Consider the following 15942-nt stretch of genomic DNA (forward strand, 5'->3'; position numbering starts at 1 on the left):
TACGGTCGGGGGTTCCGTCTGAACCGGTCGATGGTCGTACGGGGGAGTGGCGGACGGGCTCAGGCGCCCCAGCCGGCCTGCTCGCCGCCGACCCGGGCGGTGGCGATCCGCTCCTGATTGCCCGAGGCCAGATAGGCGGCGAACGGATCCCTCGCCAGCCCGAGTTCCTCCCGCACCTCGGCCAGCAGCGGACGTACATCGGTGTTGTACGCGTCCATCAGCGCGCCGTTCGCGGCCAGTACATCGCCGGACCGCTGCGCGGCGCTCAGCGCCTCCAAGTCGACCAGCAGGGCCTTGGCGGTCGCTTCCTGCACATTGGCGACCGACCGGATCACGGCCGGGATCTTCGCCTCGATGTTGTGGCACTGGTCGAGCATGAAGTTGACGTTGGTCTTGGGCTTCAGGCCGCCGTTCCTGACCACTTCGTGCATGATCCGGAACAACTGGAACGGGTCGGCGGCCCCGGCCATCAGGTCGTCGTCCGCGTAGAACCGGGAGTTGAAGTCGAACGCGCCGAGCTTTCCCCCGCGCAGCAGACTGGCCACGATGAACTCGATGTTGGTGCCGGGCGCGTGGTGCCCGGTGTCCACGACCACCTGGGCCTTCGGGCCGAGCCTCAGGCAGTGCGCGTACGCCGTACCCCAGTCGGGAACGTCGGTCGCGTAGAACGCGGGCTCGAAGAGCTTGTACTCCAGCAGCATCCGCTGGTCGTCGCCCAGCCGCTCGTACACCTCGGCCAGCGCCTCGGCGAGCCGGTCCTGACGGGCCGTGATGTCGTCCTGCCCGGGGTAGTTCGTGCCGTCGGAGAACCAGAGCTTGAGATCGGGAGACCCGGTCTCGTCCATGATGCCGACGCACTCCAGCAGATGGTCGGTGGCCTTCCTGCGCACCTTCGGGTCGGGGTGGGTGACCGAACCGAGCCTGTAGTCGTCGTCCTGGAAGACGTTGGAGTTGATCGCCCCGATCCGCAGCCCGAGACCCTCGGCGTGCCGCGTGAGCGTGGCGTAGTCCTCGACCTTGTCCCACGGAATGTGCAGGGAAACCTTCGGTGCCACACCCGTGAACGCGTGCACCTGGGCCGCGTCCTCCATCTTCTCGAACGGGTCGCGCGGCACACCCGGTTGCGCGAACACCTTGAAACGCGTCCCGGAGTTCCCGTACCCCCATGAGGGCGTCTCGATGACCTGGGACTTCAGAGCTGCCTTGACGGCCGACACATCAGACATGAACACCTCGTAGCAGAGTCATCCAGCGACCGGAAACCGCCCGGACGTATGAATCGTTTCATCCGTCCGTACGCTAGGTTTGTCGCAAGCTTCCAGTCAAGGAGCCGGTCGGGTTCTCTTGGAGTGTTGAATCAATTCATCGTGCAGTGCTCCGGCTCGCCCCGACCTGCCCCACCTCCCCGGCCTGACCGGCCCGTTCGGCGCATGATGCCTCCTGGAAGGCGAGCCTCAGCGGCCGCCGGACATGCTCGGCCGCAGCGAGCTCACGAGGTCGAAGAACCGGGACTCGTTGCCGCAGAGGCCGGCCCGCTGAAGCGCGCTGTCGGCCTCGGCGATCGGCGAGGCGAGCAACGGCACGTACAACGGGCCGTCTTCGGGATCCGCGAGCGCGGCGCGAGCGGCCTCCAGCAGTCGGACATACGCCTGGGCCGCGGCGAGTTCGTCATTGCGCATCTCAGCATCTCCCGGTCAGAGGTGTCGGACCCACCAGCATCCACCATGGGTCTGACAACGCCCGCCGACGGCGGCGCGGGAGCGCCTGTCATCCGCCGTCCGGTCTCCGTGCGCCGGCCGGTGGTTCGACCTCCAGGAATCTTCGGCGCCGCGCTCCTCGGTACAGCAGAACCGCCCAGCCCAACTCCCGCAGCACCGCCGCGCACCGGGCCAGCTCCTCTTCCTCCGAACGGGCCGCCCCGCTGCCGGGCGGACCGAGCCACTCGACGCGCACACCGCCAGGTGCCTCGCCCTGCTGCAAGCGGTAACCGGTCGCCGTTCGCAGGCCCGATCCGTCAACGGCCGAGTGGGCCAGCCCCGATGCCTCGAGGGCGATGGCGACCGCTCTCACCGGCCGGAGCGTCTCCCACCGCGCGGGTACACCCTTCGGGTCGGCGTGGCCGGTGTTCGTCAGCCGACGGATCTGCAGCATTCCCTCGAACGCCGTCCGCACGGAAGCGGTGCGTCCTGCGTCCGGCACCGCAGCCGTCGGGCCGTCCCCGGTGGCCGGTTCGAACCCGGCCCCGTCCTCGGTTTCCATCGGTGTCCCCCTTCGACTGTGCCGTACTGCTGCCAGTGTGCGTCGTGCCACTGACAGCGGCTCGGGTGCGGGCCGGCCGCCCCGTCGGCCGCCGGAACCGCCGTTGCCTTCGCGGCCGATGCCCCGGGTCAGGTCTGCGGCACGTCCGCTTTCCCGGTGAGCGGCGACCCACCCCGGCCGAGCACCTTGCCGGGGTTGAGGATGCCGTGCGGGTCCAGCGCCGCCTTCACCGCGTGATGCATGCCCAGCACCGCGGAGCCCAGCTCCTTGTTCATGCCGCGCATCTTCAGCAGCCCCACCCCGTGCTCGCCCGTCACCGTGCCGCCGAGGGCGATCGCGTCGTCGAGGATGTCCTCGAAGGCCGACTGGGCGCGGGCGCGCTCGGCTTCGTCGCCGGGCGTCGTGATGATGAGTGGATGCAGGTTCCCGTCACCGGCGTGGGCGATGTTGGCCACCAGAATGTCGTGCCGGGCCGCTGTCCGCTCGATCCGGGCCAGCATCTCCGGCACCGCGGTCCGCGGTACGCACACGTCCTCGGTCAGGACCGGGCCGAGCCGTTCCAGCGCCGGATAGGCCAACCGGCGTGCCTGGAACAGCGCGTCGGCCTCCTGCTGGTCCGTGGAGACCGCGGCCCAGGTCGCCCCCGCCCGCTCGAAGCACTCCCGTACCAGCTCGGCCTCCGCGTCGCCCTCGGCGCCCGGAGTGTCGACCCTGCCGAGCAGCACCACGTCCGCGTCGGCGGAGAGCCCCATCTTCTTCCAGGCGTCGACGGCGGCCAGGCAGTGACGGTCGACCAGTTCGAGCGCCGAGGGGATCACGCCCGACGCGGTCACGGCGCTCACCGCCTCACCGGCGGCGACCACCGAGGAGAAGTATCCGGCCACGGTCCGCTCCTGCGGCTGCGCCGGGCGCAGCCGCACCGTGATCTCCGTGATCACCCCCAGGGTGCCCTCGGACCCGACCATCAGTCCGGCCAGGTCGTACCCCGCCACGCCCTTCGCGGTCCGCCGGCCCAGCGGGACGACCTCGCCGAGCCCGTTGACCACTTCGAGGCCGAGCACGTAGTCACGCGTCACGCCGTACTTGACGCAGCACATCCCCCCGGCGTTCGTCGCGACGTTCCCGCCGATCGTCGACCAGGGCGAGCTCGCCGGATCCGGCGGATACCAGAGCCCGTGCTCCGCGCACGCCGCCCGCAGATCGTCGTTGACCACTCCCGGCTGGACGACGGCCAGCCGCTCCGCCGCGTCTATGCGGACGATGCGGTTCATGTCCTCGAAGGACAGGACGATCGCTCCGTCCACGGCGTTCGCACCGCCCGACAGGCGGGTGCCCGCGCCGCGCGGAACGAGCGGGATGCGGTGGGCCAGGCAATGCCGGACCACATCCCGGACCTCTTCGGTGCTCTGCGCACGCACCACGGCCAGGGGCGTTCCGTACGGGGTCCACTCGGCCTCGTCGTGCTGATACCGGGCGAGGCCGGCCGGATCGGTGAGTACCCGCCGGGCCGGGATGTCGTCGACTGGTGCGTTCGCCACGTCCGTGGCCACCTCCCACTACGAAGATGTACTGACCGTCATCATTGCGCGCGGAGTCCGGTAACGGGCCGGAGCCCCCTGTTCCAGCGCGTGGGAAAACTGGCCGAGTGTTGTCCCGGGGCCATCGGCCCTTGATCGATCCATCCGGGCGATGATCATGAAATTGACGCGAACGGGTGACGAATTTCGATAGGGTCGACCGTCCGACAGTCCCATACCCAGAGGATCCACGTACCGTGCCCGACAACGTGGTAGGCCCCGGCACAGATCGTGCCGCGCTGCGCGCCGACTGCGCGAACTGCTTCGGGCTGTGCTGCGTGGCACTGACCCTGACGCGGTCCGCGGACTTCGCGATCGACAAGGACGCCGGGAAGCCCTGCCGGAACCTCCAGGAGGACTTCCGCTGCGGCATCCACACCGAGCTGCGCACCCGGGGCTTTCCAGGCTGCACCGTGTACGACTGCTTCGGGGCGGGCCAGAAGGTCTCCGTCGAGACCTTCGACGGGCAGGACTGGCGCAGTGCCCCGCAAACCGCCAAGCAGATGTTCCAGGTGTTCCCGGTCATGCGGCAGCTCCATGAACTGCTCTGGTACCTCACGGAAGCGCTGTCCCTGGAACCGGCGCGGCCACTCCACGACGAGATCCGGCGCACCCTCGACGAGACGGAACGCCTCACGCACCTCCCGGCGGACGCGTTCCGCGAACTGGACGTGGCCGGGCACCGCGACGTCGTGGCCGAGCTGCTGCTCCGCGCCGGCGCGCTGGTACGGGCGACGGCACCGCGGAAGAAGAAGCACGACCACCGGGGCGCCGACCTCATCGGAGCCAGGCTCAGGGGCGCCGATCTGCGGGGCGCCGACCTGCGCGGCGCGTATCTGATAGCAGCGGACCTCACCGGTGCCGATCTGCGCCTGGCCGACCTGATCGGCGCCGACTTCCGGGACGCGGACCTCTCCGGAGCCGACCTCACATCGAGCCTCTTCCTCACCCAGGCACAGCTCAACGCGGCCAGGGGCGACGCGGCGACGAAACTCCCGCCGTCCCTCGGCCGCCCCGCGCACTGGGACCGGTGAACCCGGGACCGGAGGCGGCCGCCGACGGACGACCCGGTCCACGCCACTGACGGCCGTGGACCGCCCGTGCCGCACCGTGCCGAATCGACCGGTGCGTCGGGGCACTGCGGACGTGTCCGGTTCGTTGCACAGTGTGGCGTACCCGGAACGCCGCAGACGACCGGACCGAGGAGTCCCGCACATGCCCAGCAGTACCGACCGCAGCCGCACCGAACCGACTCGCACGGACGGGAACCGCACCCGTCTCGTCGAGCGCCTGATGGAGCAGTTCCCGCACGTGCCCCGGGAAGCCGTCATCAAGGAGGACCTGCTGCGCGGCGGCCTGGCGTTCGACGAGTCCGCGCTCAGTGACAACGAGGGCGGTGACGTCAAGCCGAAGTCCTACTTCATCTTCTCCTTCGACCACGGCACCCTCCCCGAGCTGGGCGCGGCCGCCCTGCGCCGCCCGCCGGAGGAGATCGTCCTCACCGGCGGTCCGTACGACCTGCGCAGGACCGTCGTGTCCGTCCGGGTCAATCCGGCGTCCCCGTACCGTGTCGCGGCCGACGGGGACGGTGTGCTCGGGCTGTATCTCGACGGCCGGCGGATCTCCGACGTGGGCCTCCCGCCCATGCCGGACTACTACCGGCACACCCTGGAGAACGGCAAGTCCGTGATGGAGGTGGCACCCACCATCCAGTGGGGATACCTCATCTATCTGACGGTCTTCCGGGTCTGCCAGTACTTCGGGGCGAAGGAGGAGTGCCAGTACTGCGACATCAACCACAACTGGCGCCAGCACAAGGCGGCGGGACGCCCGTACACCGGGGTGAAGCCGGTCGAGGAGGTCCTGGAGGCGCTCGCCATCATCGACAAGTACGACACGGCGAGGACCTCCACCGCCTACACCCTCACCGGCGGGGCCATCACCTCCCACATCGGTGGCCGCGACGAGGCAGATTTCTACGGCCAGTACGCCAAGGCCATCGAGGAGCGCTTCCCCGGCCGCTGGATCGGCAAGGTCGTCGCCCAGGCCCTGCCCAAGGCCGACGTGCAGCGGTTCCACGACTACGGCGTGCAGATCTACCACCCCAACTACGAGGTATGGGACCGCCGGCTGTTCGAGCTCTACTGCCCGGGCAAGGAACGCTACGTCGGCCGTGACGAGTGGCACCGCCGCATCCTGGACTCCGCCGAGGTCTTCGGCCCCCGCAATGTCATCCCCAACTTCGTGGCGGGCGTGGAGATGGCCGAGCCCTTCGGCTTCACCACGGTGGACGAAGCCATCGCCTCCACCACCGAGGGGCTGCGGTTCTTCATGTCGCACGGCATCACCCCGCGGTTCACCACCTGGTGCCCGGAGCCCACCACCCCGCTCGGGAAGACCAACCCGGACGGGGCGCCGCTCGAATACCACATCCGCCTGCTGGACGCCTATCGCGCGACCATGGAGGAGTACGGTCTCAGCTCGCCCCCCGGCTACGGCCCGCCCGGCCCCGGGCGCGCGGTTTTCTCCGTCAGCTCGTTCATGGACAGTCTTCCGGCCCGCCCGGACGACGCCCTCTAGTTCAGGCCCGGCCGCCGGACCCGGCGGCCGCCAGTTCACGCACGACGCGCGCGAACCCCCGTACCAGGCCGCTGTCCGTGCCGTCGACCCAGGCGAGCACGGTCCGCAGGGGCTCGGTATCGGTCAGCGGCACCCAGGTGAGACCGGGCCGGGCGTAGTACCTGGCCGTGCTCATCGGCGCGAGGCAGACGGCGGAACCTTCCGCCACCTGCTCCAGCATCTCCTCGACGTTGTCGTTGGTCGGCCCCCACCTGGGACTCGATCCGTCCGGGCGGGGGTTGACCGCCCACCAGTCCACCCACTCGCGCGGCGCGCGCTCGGTCCACATCAACGGCTCGTCGGCGACGTCGAGCACGGAGATCCCGTCGCGTCCCGCAAGCGCATGCCCGGAGGGCATTCCCACGACGCGCGGCTCCGTATGCACCAGCTCCGAGCGGAGGCCGGTCAGGTCATTGGGCACCAGACGAAAGCCACGTCGACCAGCCCTTCGCGCAGAGCCGCGGCCTCCTGCCCCCAGTCGTATCGCCTGGGCACCACTCGTACCCCGGGATGGCGCCGTGCGAACTCGGCCCGTGCCCGGGTGGTGAGTTCACCCGCACCGCTCGCCCCGAAGCCCACCCGCAGCACACCCGTCTCACCGTGGCGGTGCCGCTCGGCGGCGGCGGACACATGCTCGGACTGACGGACGGTGAGCAGCGCCTCGGCGGTGATCTCGCGGCCCGCGTCGGTCGCGGAGACACCCCCCCGCGTGCCGGTCGAAGAGCCGCACGCCCAGCTCCGACTCTCAAGACTTTTCAACGCGTAGGACAGGCCGGTTGGCTGACGTACAGCCGCTGTGCTGCCCGTCCGAGGTTCTCCTCGTCGGCGATCACGGTGAGGTAGCGCAGCTGAGCAGCTCCGGGCAGCGATTATAAATCGTCCTCATGAAGAGAGAGGGGATCTGTCTTGGACCGTGCTGGATATCGGATGAAATAACTGGATCAGCTCAACAACCCCTTTGGACAAGTGGAGTTATTGATGAACGCAGAGAACGGCACCGCTGACCACGACGGGACGACGGGGCGCGTCTGGCTCATCACGGGAGCGTCCTCGGGCTTCGGCCGTTCGATCGCCGCCGCCGCTCTGGCCGCCGGGGACACGGTCGTGGCCACGGCTCGCAGGCCGGAAACGCTTGACGATCTGGTCGCCGCGTACCCCGACCGGGCCGTCGCAGCCCAGCTGGACGTCACCGATACCGCACGCTTCGCCGCAGTCGTCGCCGATACGATGCTCTGGCACGGGCGTATCGATGTCGTCGTCAACAACGCGGGCCGCGGCCTGGCCGGTGCGGTCGAGGAGACCACCGACCAGCAACTGCGGGACCTGATGGATCTGCACTTCTTCGGGCCCGCGGCATTGGTCCGCGCGGTGCTGCCCCACATGCGCCGTCAGCGGTCCGGCGCCATTGTGCAGATGAGCAGCATGGGCGGCCGGTTCACCTTCCCCGGAGTCGGCGCCTACTCGGCGAGCAAGTTCGCCCTCGAAGGCCTGTCCGAGGCGCTCGCGGCCGAGGTCGCCCCGCACGGGATCAAGGTACTCATCGTCGAACCCGGAGCGTTCCGGACCGGATTCGCCGGGGGAGGGGCGCTCCGGCAGACCGCCGCGATGCCCGCGTACGAGGCGACCGTCGGCCCCGTACGGACGGGCCTGCCCGACTCGGACGGAAAGCAGGAGGGCGACCCCGACAAGGCCGTGGCGGCCATCCTCACCGCACTCGCCGCCGAGGAGCCGCCCCTGCGACTGCCGCTCGGCAACGACGCGACCGACGCGATCCAGGCCCACCTTGAAGCGGCCCGTGCAGAGACACTCGCATGGGAGAAGGTCAGCCGGAGCACCGCCTTCGACGGCTGAGGAGCACGGCCGGCCCCAACGTCCCGGGCCGGCCGGACGGCGACCGAGCGCCGGGGGCGGCGAGAGCGCCCCGCCGTTCCCCGGCGCCGGCGAACCTCAGGCGCGCCACTCGGCGGTGCGCTCGGGGGACGCCTCGGTGAGTGCCTTGCGAATGGCCTCCACGTCGCCCTGATGACCGTAAACAGGCGTACCGGGCTGCTGACGCCAGGACTCGTCGAGTCCCCCCGCGTCCACGGTGTCAAAGCCCAGCTCGTCGATGAGATCGCGCACGACCTGCTTGGCCGCCGCGTCGTCACCGGCCACCGGAAGCGCCTGACGGCCGGGACTTCCCGCGGGGAGCCCGTTGGAGAGGATGTCCTGGGCGTACGTCCCGTTGAACGCCTTGATCACCGGGTGGCCGATCTGCTCCTCGGTCCACCGGCTCTCGGGCTTGCCGTCCTCGATCGCGGCGATGCGGCCGTCGCGCTGCTGCGGGTAGTAGTTGCCCGTGTCGATGACCGCGACCCCGTCCGCAGCACCGTCGATCAAGCCCGAGGGCAGGTCGGGGACGGCCTTGAGGGGGACGGTGACGACGACGACCTGGGCTCCTTGAGCCGCCTGAGAGGCGTTGACCGCCGTGGCTCCGGTCTCGTCGGCGAGCGCGGAGAGCGTCTGCGGGCCACGCGAATTGGCGATGGACACCTCGTGGCCCAGTGCGGTGAGGCGCCGGGCGAGATTTCCGCCGATGTTGCCCGCTCCGATGATGCCGATCTTCATGGATCCGACCTTCCGATGGCGACTGCGGTACGTGATGTGGTCTCGCGGGTTCATCAACTACCCGTTTCCGGGCTGTATTCCTGGCAATGGCAAAACGATTCGCCCGTTCATCCGAAGGATGGGAACGGCCGACTGCGGGCACCTACAGGAAGACGACCGAAGCACTCATCCCACGTGAAGGCGGTGCCCATGCTCCATGGCGTCGACGTCAGTTCCCATCAGTCGTCCTTCGACACGGACGGACTGGACTTCGTCTTCATCAAGGCCACCGAGGGCCGTTCGTACATCAATCCGCATCTCTCGGCGCAGGTGAAACGGGCGAGGGACGCGGAGTGCGTGGTCGGCTTCTACCACTTCCTCTGGCCGGGGAACATCACGGCCCAGGCCGAGTACTTCGTGAGCAAGGCCCCGGAAAAGGCGGGCGATCTGCTCGCCGTGGACTGGGAGGAGAACGGCGAAGGCACCCGGGCCGGCAACGCGGAGAAGGACCAGTTCATCCGTGAGGTCAAGCGCCTGCGGCCGAATCACAAGGTTCTGCTGTACTGCAACCGCTACTTCTGGCTGAACCACGACACCACGTCGTACGCGGGTGACGGTCTCTGGATCGCCGACTACGTGACCGCCGGAAAGCCCAGGATCGAAGCCTCCTGGCGTATCCATCAGTACACCGACCACCCGCTCGACAAGGACGTCGCCGACTTCTCCTCACGGACCGCCATGCGCAACTGGGCCCGGGGGTAGCCGCCGCGGGACCGTACGCGTCGGCGGTGCGGCCCCGATCGGGAGGGGCGTGACCGGGCCGTAGCGGCGGGCAGAGCCTCCGACGACCCCGCTCATCAGCAGGTGCCGGTGCAGGCAGCCGAGCCTTGCGCCGATCAGCAGGTGAACACCCATGATGGGTGCGCGCCTAAGATGGCCGGCGATGTGCGCGACCCCGCCCAGCCTCCTGGGACTCACGACATACCTGCTGTCCAAGACCGGCAAAGCGGCGCGGAGCCGGCTGGCGGCGCGGCTTGCCGAGCGCGACATGCGGATCTGGCACCTGGCCGTGCTGTCGGCGCTCATCGACTTCGGCCCCCATGCGCAACGGGAACTGGCATCCCGGCTCGGGATCGACCGGAGCGACATCGTCAAGATCGTGGACGATCTCGCGCTGGCCGGTCTCGTCGACCGGGCCCGGGACACCGGAGACCGCCGCCGGGTGACCGTGACGCCCACCCCGGCCGGGCGCGCGGTGCTCGCAGAGCTCCAGGACGATGCGCTGAGCGTGCAGAAGACACTGCTCGCCCCCCTGACTGCGCGCGAACAAGCCCAGCTGGCAGCACTGTTGAGGCGTGTCCACGCCCACGTCCACGACGGCCCCGAAGAGTCGAAGCCAGGTCGCTGACCGATTCCCCGGGCTCGGTGCGGCACACTTCTCGGGTGACCACAGCCGCGGCTCAGCCGCCTCGCGACCGCGCACTCGGGCGCGGCATCACCACCCTCATTCCGCAGGCCGCCACGGCCACCCCGGCCGAACAGGCAGCGGCCGTGCTGACGGCGATGCAGAGCGTTCCGGTACGTGTGGGCGTCCTCCAGGCGGCCGTGGTGCTCCTGGAGGAGCGAGTGCGCGCGACGCAGGACGAGGCGGAACGCGCGGCCGCCGCGACGACGGTCGCCATGCTGCGCAGCGCGATCGGCCGGGCCGGCTGACGGGGCCGGGCGGAGTCGATCGGTACAGGCCGGGTCGGGCCGGGGAGCTGATCGGTGTGGACGGAGCCGGGCCCGGCTGGGGTCTTTCGTTTGGATCCGGCCTGATCCAAACGAGAGGCCCTAGTTGATCAGTTCAGCTCGTCGAGGGCTTGGTCGCAGGCCTCGGGATGGTTCCGCCAGTACCGCCAACTACGCTCGTGGGACAGGACACTGGCGAGTGCCTCCGCCGGACCGAGACGCCGAGGCCCGGCGATCTCGCGTACGACCACGACGGCCGCCTTCAGCCCGTCCCACCCGCCATCGGCCAGAAACCCGAGTACGGCGGCAGGATCCTCCGCGGCTGCGGCGCGCGTGGACTCCACCAGCGGTTGCAGCCACCGGGCCCACTGCCGGTACTGGTCCGATACATCCGAGTCCGCCCCGTCCGGTCGCTCCGCAGTCTCCAGCAGCGGCGCCAGCGCCCGCGTGAGCCGTTCGCAGTAGCTCGTCGCGCTCTCCGTGACCCACGGGTGTTCAGTGGTGAAGTGCTCCCAATCGGTCACCCCCAACTCGTTGAGCCACCAGGCGCCGACGGGCCGCAGTCCCTCGGTCCCGCCGAGCACGAAGGCTTCCCGCACCAGTTCGTAACTCGGCAGGGTGCGTTCCGCGAGCAGCACGGCGTCGTACAGATCCTTTCCCTGCGGATACGCGTCGGTGATCAGCCACAGCAACTTCCAGGCGAGTGACAGCTCGGGCGACACCGCCTGCACCCGGCAACCCGGTCCGTCTCCCAGCGGTTGAAGCTCGGTGAGCACGGCGGGAGAGGGCAGGGCCTCGTTGAACACCACGTCGAGCTGTACGGTCCCGCCGGGCACTCCGTCCGCCGTCCACGGCAGTAGCATGCGCCGGCCCGGAACCCGGTCGTACGTCCAGATGTCCTCGGTCACCAGGCCCGCCGAGTCGATCCGTACCGAGCCATGGGCGGCGGCCGCAGCTGCCGCGTCCCGGGCGATGGCGTCGAAGAGACCCGTGGCACGGGGGTCGTCCATGCCCCAGTCCCGGGGCACGAAGAGGAAGTCCAGATCTCCCGGATCACGGGCGACTTCCCCGAACCACGTGGCCATCAACACGCTGCCACGCAGCACCAGATGGTCACCCCACGGGCCGTCCGCGACGGACGCGAGCACCGTGTCCAGTACGGTACGCCGCGCCCGATGCCAGGCCCGCCCCACCTCTTCCCGGTCTTCGTCGAAGAGCGGCTCTCCGGACCGGTAGGCATTGGCGAACTGCTTCAGAGCGGGCTCGAAGACCAGTGGATGATTCATGCCGTCCGGTGCAGGCAGCAACGTGTCCGGAAAGTCTGATCTGCGCCGCGTTTCCTCGTCAAGGGGCGCATGCGGGACTTGCGTGGTCTCCTTCCACAACGTGTTCCAGGCGGTGGATCCGTCGGCGGAAGATGTCATGGTGAGGCTCCTGCGGGAGGGCGCGCTGCTTTTCGCGGGGCACGTGGTGGACGCCGAGGCATCGGGCACGCTCGATCATCTGACGCGAGCATAGGTGTCCGCGCCGGGTTCGAGAGCGGCGGGTCCGGGCCTGACGGCAGGAGCGTCCGCAACGGCAAGCGCCTGTCGTCCAGCGATCCATGGGCGTTCGTCAATTGGCATGGACCTGATAGTGCTGCTGCGTTACAGTCCGTTGCGGCACACTCTGAGAGCGCTCTCAGATCCGAGCTCTCGGACGCCTGCTGTTCCTCCCCCGCGATTCCGGAACAACAGAAGGGCCACTGCCTTGAGATGTATGAACGCGCTGCGAACGAGCCTGGCTGCCGCACTGGTCGTCGGTGCCTGGGCGACTGTGGGTCTTGCCTCCGGCCCGGCATCCGCCGCCGCCGTGGACTCGCCTCCCGCAACACCCCGCTCCAGGGCAGGTGAAGCGCCGGCGTCCGCAGTACTGCTCGCCGCCATGCGGCGAGACCTCGGTCTGTCAGAAAGCCAGGTCAGGACGCGGCTGGCCGTGGAGAAGACGGCAACCGCCATACAGGGCAAGGCGCGACGGGCCACCGGTTCCTCCTACGCCGGTTCCTGGTTCGATCCGGCCACGGGCAGGCTCGCTGTGGCGGTGACCGACGGTCGGAAGTCGGCCGCCGTACGCGCCTTGGGGGCATCCGCCCGGCTGGTGCGCCACAGCACACGGCAGCTCGACGAGACCAAGGCCCGGATCGACGGACTGGCGGCACCGGCAGGTGTCAGCAGCTGGCACGTGGACCCGAAGACCAACCGGGTCGTCATCGACGTCGTCGCTTCGGCAGCGCATGACAACGATGTCCGCACCTTCGTCGAACGGGCCCGCAGGGCCGGCCCCGTACTGGTGAAGCAGACTCCCGAAGGGCCCAGAACCTTCGCCGCCGGAACCGTGGGCGGCGATCCCTACTACACGGGCAACGTCCGGTGTTCCATCGGCTTCTCCGTGCACGGTGGCTTCGTCACGGCAGGCCATTGCGGACAGACGGGCGCCGCGGTCAGCGGATGGGACCGTTCGGCCATCGGCAACTTCCAGGGGTCGTCCTTCCCCGGCGACGACTACGCCTGGGTCAGCGTGGGCAACGGCTGGTGGACCGTTCCCGTCGTGCTCGGCTGGGGCACCGTCTCGGACCAGTTGGTGCGGGGCTCCGCGGAGGCACCCATCGGCGCCTCGATATGTCGCTCCGGCTCCACGAGCCACTGGCACTGCGGCAACGTGCTGGCCACGAACGAGACGGTGAACTACAGCCAGGGCGCGGTTCACCAGATGACCAAGACGAGCGTATGCGCTGAGCCGGGAGATTCGGGCGGCTCGTTCATCAGCGGGGACCAGGCCCAGGGAGTCACGTCCGGCGGCTGGGGCAACTGCACCAGCGGCGGGGAGACCTGGCACCAGCCGGTCAACGAGATCCTGAACCGGTACGGGCTGACACTGCACACAGCCTGACGTCACGCAGGGCGGGCTCGACCCGACCCGCCCGGATCCCACCGTGAGGGCCTGCCGCGCGGCGCGAGCGTATTCGCTCGGATGCGGCAGGCCCTTCACGCGGGACAACCGGCAGACCGGAACCCCCATGGTCGTCGCGTTCCGCAGTGGGACCTTTGTGGTCGGCGCGGACGGCGTACTTCGGGAAGCGCCGTGACCTAAGGGCTGTCCCGGGGCAGCGCTCTTCTCCTCGGTCAAGAAGCCGCTTCGCCGGACGGAAAATCTGGCGACCCGGGAAGACTGTTCGCGTACGGTCGCTGGGGGAGGTAAACGCGTGTCCTGGCCATCTGTGATCATTCTCGTCCCTGCGAAGCGACGCCCGTCGTTCGAAGGGCGCATCCGTTCCCTTGAGCTCGTGCCGGATCCTGTGACGGGGGACGAAAGGCTGTACCGGCACGGGTACTCGTACTGCATCGACCTCTCGGGTGGGATCCTGGCGGACTACGAGCCGGAGGAGATCGAGCAGGTGACGACCCGGATCGGGGAACCGTACGCGGTCTACGTGTCGTGCCAGTCCATGGACGCGGCCCGCGCTTTCCTCCGCGACGTCCTGCCCGGTGTCGACGGCCTTGTCGACACCGATCACTTCGAGATCCTGCAGGCGAGCGAGTTCCTCACGCTGGTGGACCGTTACCCCGGATGGGACTGGCGTCGCCAAGCAAGTACGGACCTCCAGTAGATCGGCTCGAATCCATGTCACGGCAGAGTCCAGAAGGGTCGCTCGAGTGCGGCTCTCCTCCCGCGAGGCAGGTCGCTTCCCCGCCGCCGCTGTCCGAGGCGGAGATCTGCGAAGCGGAGGCGGAGCTGGGCATCGTGTTCCCGGACCAGTACCGGGAGTACTTGCTCCGGCAGAGCGCCGGCGGTGTGGTGAACCAGCTGTGCCGATCCGCGGCGGGCTGGGGCTGGCATGGGGACTCAAGCACCAACTACCACTTGCTCACCACTGACTTCCCGCATCCCGACTCCTACCGTGCGTACGAGGATGAGCTGGACGCACGTGAGCCGCAGGCGCCGGACTTTCCGGATCACGACGCCTACCAGGCGGCGTGGGAGCAGTGGGACGCCGAGTACGGGGTGTTCCAGGAGCGCAGGACCGCCGGCGCTGTATTCATCCAGGACAACGGCTGTGGCTTCTCGACCCTGCTCGTTGTCACCGGTCCGCACCGGGGCTCACTGTGGTTCGACGGCCGGGCCACCTGCGACCGGATCCTCCCTCTGAACCTGGAGGGTCACCCCGTGTCGTTCACGGACTGGATCGCTCGCAACTCCATGGATCTGGTCGGCTGGTGAACGCGACCGGGCCGGCACCGGTGGGAGCCGGCCCGGCAGCCCGGTCGCAAAGCAACCACCTTGACCACCGATGAGAACTTGGTCGGGCTCATCGCGGGTCCGGTCGTCAGCGGGGGTCGTTCAACCAGTCTCCAGGGACCAGATCGCGAATCTTGTTGATGCCCTCTTCCGTACGGCCGCGCGCCAGAACGACCATTCCACCGTCGTCACGCACCAGGACGTCATCCCCGAGGAACCAGCGGATTCCGGGTTCTGCCTCGCAGACAGGATAGGCAGGGAAAGGCAGTCGAGTGCAGACCCGCTCCAGCGTCTCAATCCCCTGATCGTCGAAGACGTCCAGGAAATCACAGTATTCGTCGTCCGCCTGCAAGAACTCCGAGAGAACGATGTCGATAAAGGCCAAGGAGAGCCGCTCAAGCCAACCCTCCCATCGTTCGGCAGCCTTGTCGGCCATATCGGCCCGGATGAATACAGCGGGATCTTCTTCGCCCAGCGCTTCCAGGAGAATTCCCCAGGAGGCGGCACCCTGGTTCTCGTGCCGGAAGACCAGGGCTTCCTTGGAATCGTCCACATGGAGTTCGGACGGGCTCAGCAGGACGTCATGATTTCTGGTCAGATCCCGACGGCGGCCGAACAGCAGGTAGCCATCACGAAGCGTCCGAGGCAGCTGGACTCCCAGCCTTTCCTCCGCTGCCACGAGGTCGGCCTCGGTCCAGCCGTCGTCATCGCCGAGCGGCTCCGCCCAGTTCGCGACGAACCCTCGGATGAACTGCCAAGCGCCACTGCGGCTCTCAGTGCCGACGGCGAGGGATTGAACCATGTCGAACTCATGTGTCATACGAGGACGATATCGTCTCGTCCGAGCGCACCGTACGCGCTGAGCCCACACTCCCACCGTGCGAGGCCGGCGTCG

The 15942-nt window shown here is 68.8% G+C and carries 18 protein-coding genes and 1 pseudogene; 10 read left to right on the forward strand and 9 right to left on the reverse strand.

Annotation, left to right across the window (positions count from 1 at the left end; genetic code table 11):
* Nucleotides 1-59 precede the first annotated feature (59 nt).
* From rhaI to ACFYY7_RS13185, 4 genes are all read right to left on the reverse strand, one after another.
* A complete protein-coding gene (rhaI, locus tag ACFYY7_RS13170) occupies nucleotides 60-1226 on the reverse strand; it encodes an L-rhamnose isomerase (RefSeq protein WP_388660835.1) in 1167 nt (388 codons plus the stop codon).
* A 228-nt stretch (nucleotides 1227-1454) separates the two neighbouring features.
* The gene (locus ACFYY7_RS13175) at nucleotides 1455-1679 is read right to left on the reverse strand and encodes a hypothetical protein (RefSeq protein WP_388660838.1); all 225 of its coding nucleotides are present in this window, start codon (nucleotides 1677-1679) and stop codon (nucleotides 1455-1457) included.
* A gap of 88 nt (nucleotides 1680-1767) precedes the next feature.
* Nucleotides 1768-2259, reverse strand: a complete 492-nt coding sequence (locus tag ACFYY7_RS13180; protein ID WP_388660840.1) for a hypothetical protein — start codon at nucleotides 2257-2259, stop codon at nucleotides 1768-1770.
* Between the two features lie 128 nt (nucleotides 2260-2387).
* Nucleotides 2388-3797, reverse strand: a complete 1410-nt coding sequence (locus tag ACFYY7_RS13185; protein ID WP_388660843.1) for an FAD-binding oxidoreductase — start codon at nucleotides 3795-3797, stop codon at nucleotides 2388-2390.
* A 236-nt stretch (nucleotides 3798-4033) separates the two neighbouring features.
* Here ACFYY7_RS13185 and ACFYY7_RS13190 point away from each other — a divergent pair, with 236 nt between their 5' ends.
* Together ACFYY7_RS13190 and ACFYY7_RS13195 are read left to right on the forward strand one after the other, a co-directional pair.
* The gene (locus ACFYY7_RS13190; RefSeq protein WP_388660846.1) at nucleotides 4034-4870 is read left to right on the forward strand and encodes a pentapeptide repeat-containing protein; all 837 of its coding nucleotides are present in this window, start codon (nucleotides 4034-4036) and stop codon (nucleotides 4868-4870) included.
* Between the two features lie 181 nt (nucleotides 4871-5051).
* Nucleotides 5052-6416 carry a radical SAM protein gene (locus ACFYY7_RS13195; RefSeq protein ID WP_388660848.1) on the forward strand — a complete coding sequence of 455 codons (1365 nt, stop codon included), beginning with the start codon at nucleotides 5052-5054 and terminating at the stop codon, nucleotides 6414-6416.
* A 1-nt stretch (nucleotide 6417) separates the two neighbouring features.
* Here ACFYY7_RS13195 and ACFYY7_RS13200 read toward each other — a convergent pair.
* A pseudogene (locus tag ACFYY7_RS13200) lies at nucleotides 6418-7085 on the reverse strand (LysR family substrate-binding domain-containing protein).
* Between the two features lie 125 nt (nucleotides 7086-7210).
* Nucleotides 7211-7288 (reverse strand): hypothetical protein, encoded by a 78-nt coding sequence (locus ACFYY7_RS13205; RefSeq protein WP_388661121.1) that lies wholly within the window; start codon nucleotides 7286-7288, stop codon nucleotides 7211-7213.
* 145 nt (nucleotides 7289-7433) lie between these two features.
* Here ACFYY7_RS13205 and ACFYY7_RS13210 point away from each other — a divergent pair, with 145 nt between their 5' ends.
* A complete protein-coding gene (locus ACFYY7_RS13210) occupies nucleotides 7434-8306 on the forward strand; it encodes an oxidoreductase (protein ID WP_388660851.1) in 873 nt (290 codons plus the stop codon).
* A gap of 96 nt (nucleotides 8307-8402) precedes the next feature.
* On the opposite strand, the gene ACFYY7_RS13215 is transcribed toward ACFYY7_RS13210, so the two are convergent.
* Nucleotides 8403-9116, reverse strand: a complete 714-nt coding sequence (locus ACFYY7_RS13215; protein ID WP_388660853.1) for an NADPH-dependent F420 reductase — start codon at nucleotides 9114-9116, stop codon at nucleotides 8403-8405.
* A 135-nt stretch (nucleotides 9117-9251) separates the two neighbouring features.
* Here ACFYY7_RS13215 and ACFYY7_RS13220 point away from each other — a divergent pair, with 135 nt between their 5' ends.
* The 3 genes from ACFYY7_RS13220 (at nucleotide 9252) to ACFYY7_RS13230 (ending at nucleotide 10754) form a co-directional block, all read left to right on the forward strand.
* Nucleotides 9252-9803 (forward strand): glycoside hydrolase family 25 protein, encoded by a 552-nt coding sequence (locus tag ACFYY7_RS13220; protein ID WP_388660856.1) that lies wholly within the window; start codon nucleotides 9252-9254, stop codon nucleotides 9801-9803.
* 181 nt (nucleotides 9804-9984) lie between these two features.
* Nucleotides 9985-10449, forward strand: a complete 465-nt coding sequence (locus ACFYY7_RS13225; RefSeq protein ID WP_388660859.1) for a MarR family winged helix-turn-helix transcriptional regulator — start codon at nucleotides 9985-9987, stop codon at nucleotides 10447-10449.
* 35 nt (nucleotides 10450-10484) lie between these two features.
* The gene (locus ACFYY7_RS13230) at nucleotides 10485-10754 is read left to right on the forward strand and encodes a hypothetical protein (protein WP_351262666.1); all 270 of its coding nucleotides are present in this window, start codon (nucleotides 10485-10487) and stop codon (nucleotides 10752-10754) included.
* A gap of 128 nt (nucleotides 10755-10882) precedes the next feature.
* Here ACFYY7_RS13230 and ACFYY7_RS13235 read toward each other — a convergent pair whose 3' ends face one another.
* Nucleotides 10883-12058: a nucleotidyl transferase AbiEii/AbiGii toxin family protein gene (locus tag ACFYY7_RS13235; protein ID WP_388660863.1), complete on the reverse strand. Its 1176-nt coding sequence runs from the start codon at nucleotides 12056-12058 to the stop codon at nucleotides 10883-10885.
* Nucleotides 12059-12140: 82 nt separating this feature from the next.
* On the opposite strand from ACFYY7_RS13235, the gene ACFYY7_RS13240 reads away from it, so the two are divergent.
* The 4 genes from ACFYY7_RS13240 to ACFYY7_RS13255 all read left to right on the forward strand — a co-directional run bounded on the left by ACFYY7_RS13240 (nucleotide 12141) and on the right by ACFYY7_RS13255 (nucleotide 15029).
* A complete protein-coding gene (locus ACFYY7_RS13240) occupies nucleotides 12141-12290 on the forward strand; it encodes a hypothetical protein (protein WP_388660866.1) in 150 nt (49 codons plus the stop codon).
* A 240-nt stretch (nucleotides 12291-12530) separates the two neighbouring features.
* On the forward strand, nucleotides 12531-13700 hold the full coding sequence (locus tag ACFYY7_RS13245) for a S1 family peptidase (protein WP_388660869.1): 1170 nt from the start codon (nucleotides 12531-12533) through the stop codon (nucleotides 13698-13700).
* Between the two features lie 394 nt (nucleotides 13701-14094).
* Nucleotides 14095-14418, forward strand: a complete 324-nt coding sequence (locus ACFYY7_RS13250) for a hypothetical protein (RefSeq protein ID WP_388660872.1) — start codon at nucleotides 14095-14097, stop codon at nucleotides 14416-14418.
* Nucleotides 14419-14432: 14 nt separating this feature from the next.
* On the forward strand, nucleotides 14433-15029 hold the full coding sequence (locus ACFYY7_RS13255) for an SMI1/KNR4 family protein (protein WP_388660875.1): 597 nt from the start codon (nucleotides 14433-14435) through the stop codon (nucleotides 15027-15029).
* Between the two features lie 106 nt (nucleotides 15030-15135).
* Here the strand turns inward: ACFYY7_RS13255 and ACFYY7_RS13260 are convergent, their stop codons facing one another.
* Nucleotides 15136-15867 (reverse strand): SMI1/KNR4 family protein, encoded by a 732-nt coding sequence (locus ACFYY7_RS13260; RefSeq protein ID WP_388660878.1) that lies wholly within the window; start codon nucleotides 15865-15867, stop codon nucleotides 15136-15138.
* Nucleotides 15868-15942 lie beyond the last annotated feature (75 nt).

It is taken from the genome of Streptomyces sp. NPDC001933 (genome assembly GCF_042890955.1).
GTDB lineage: Bacteria > Actinomycetota > Actinomycetes > Streptomycetales > Streptomycetaceae > Streptomyces.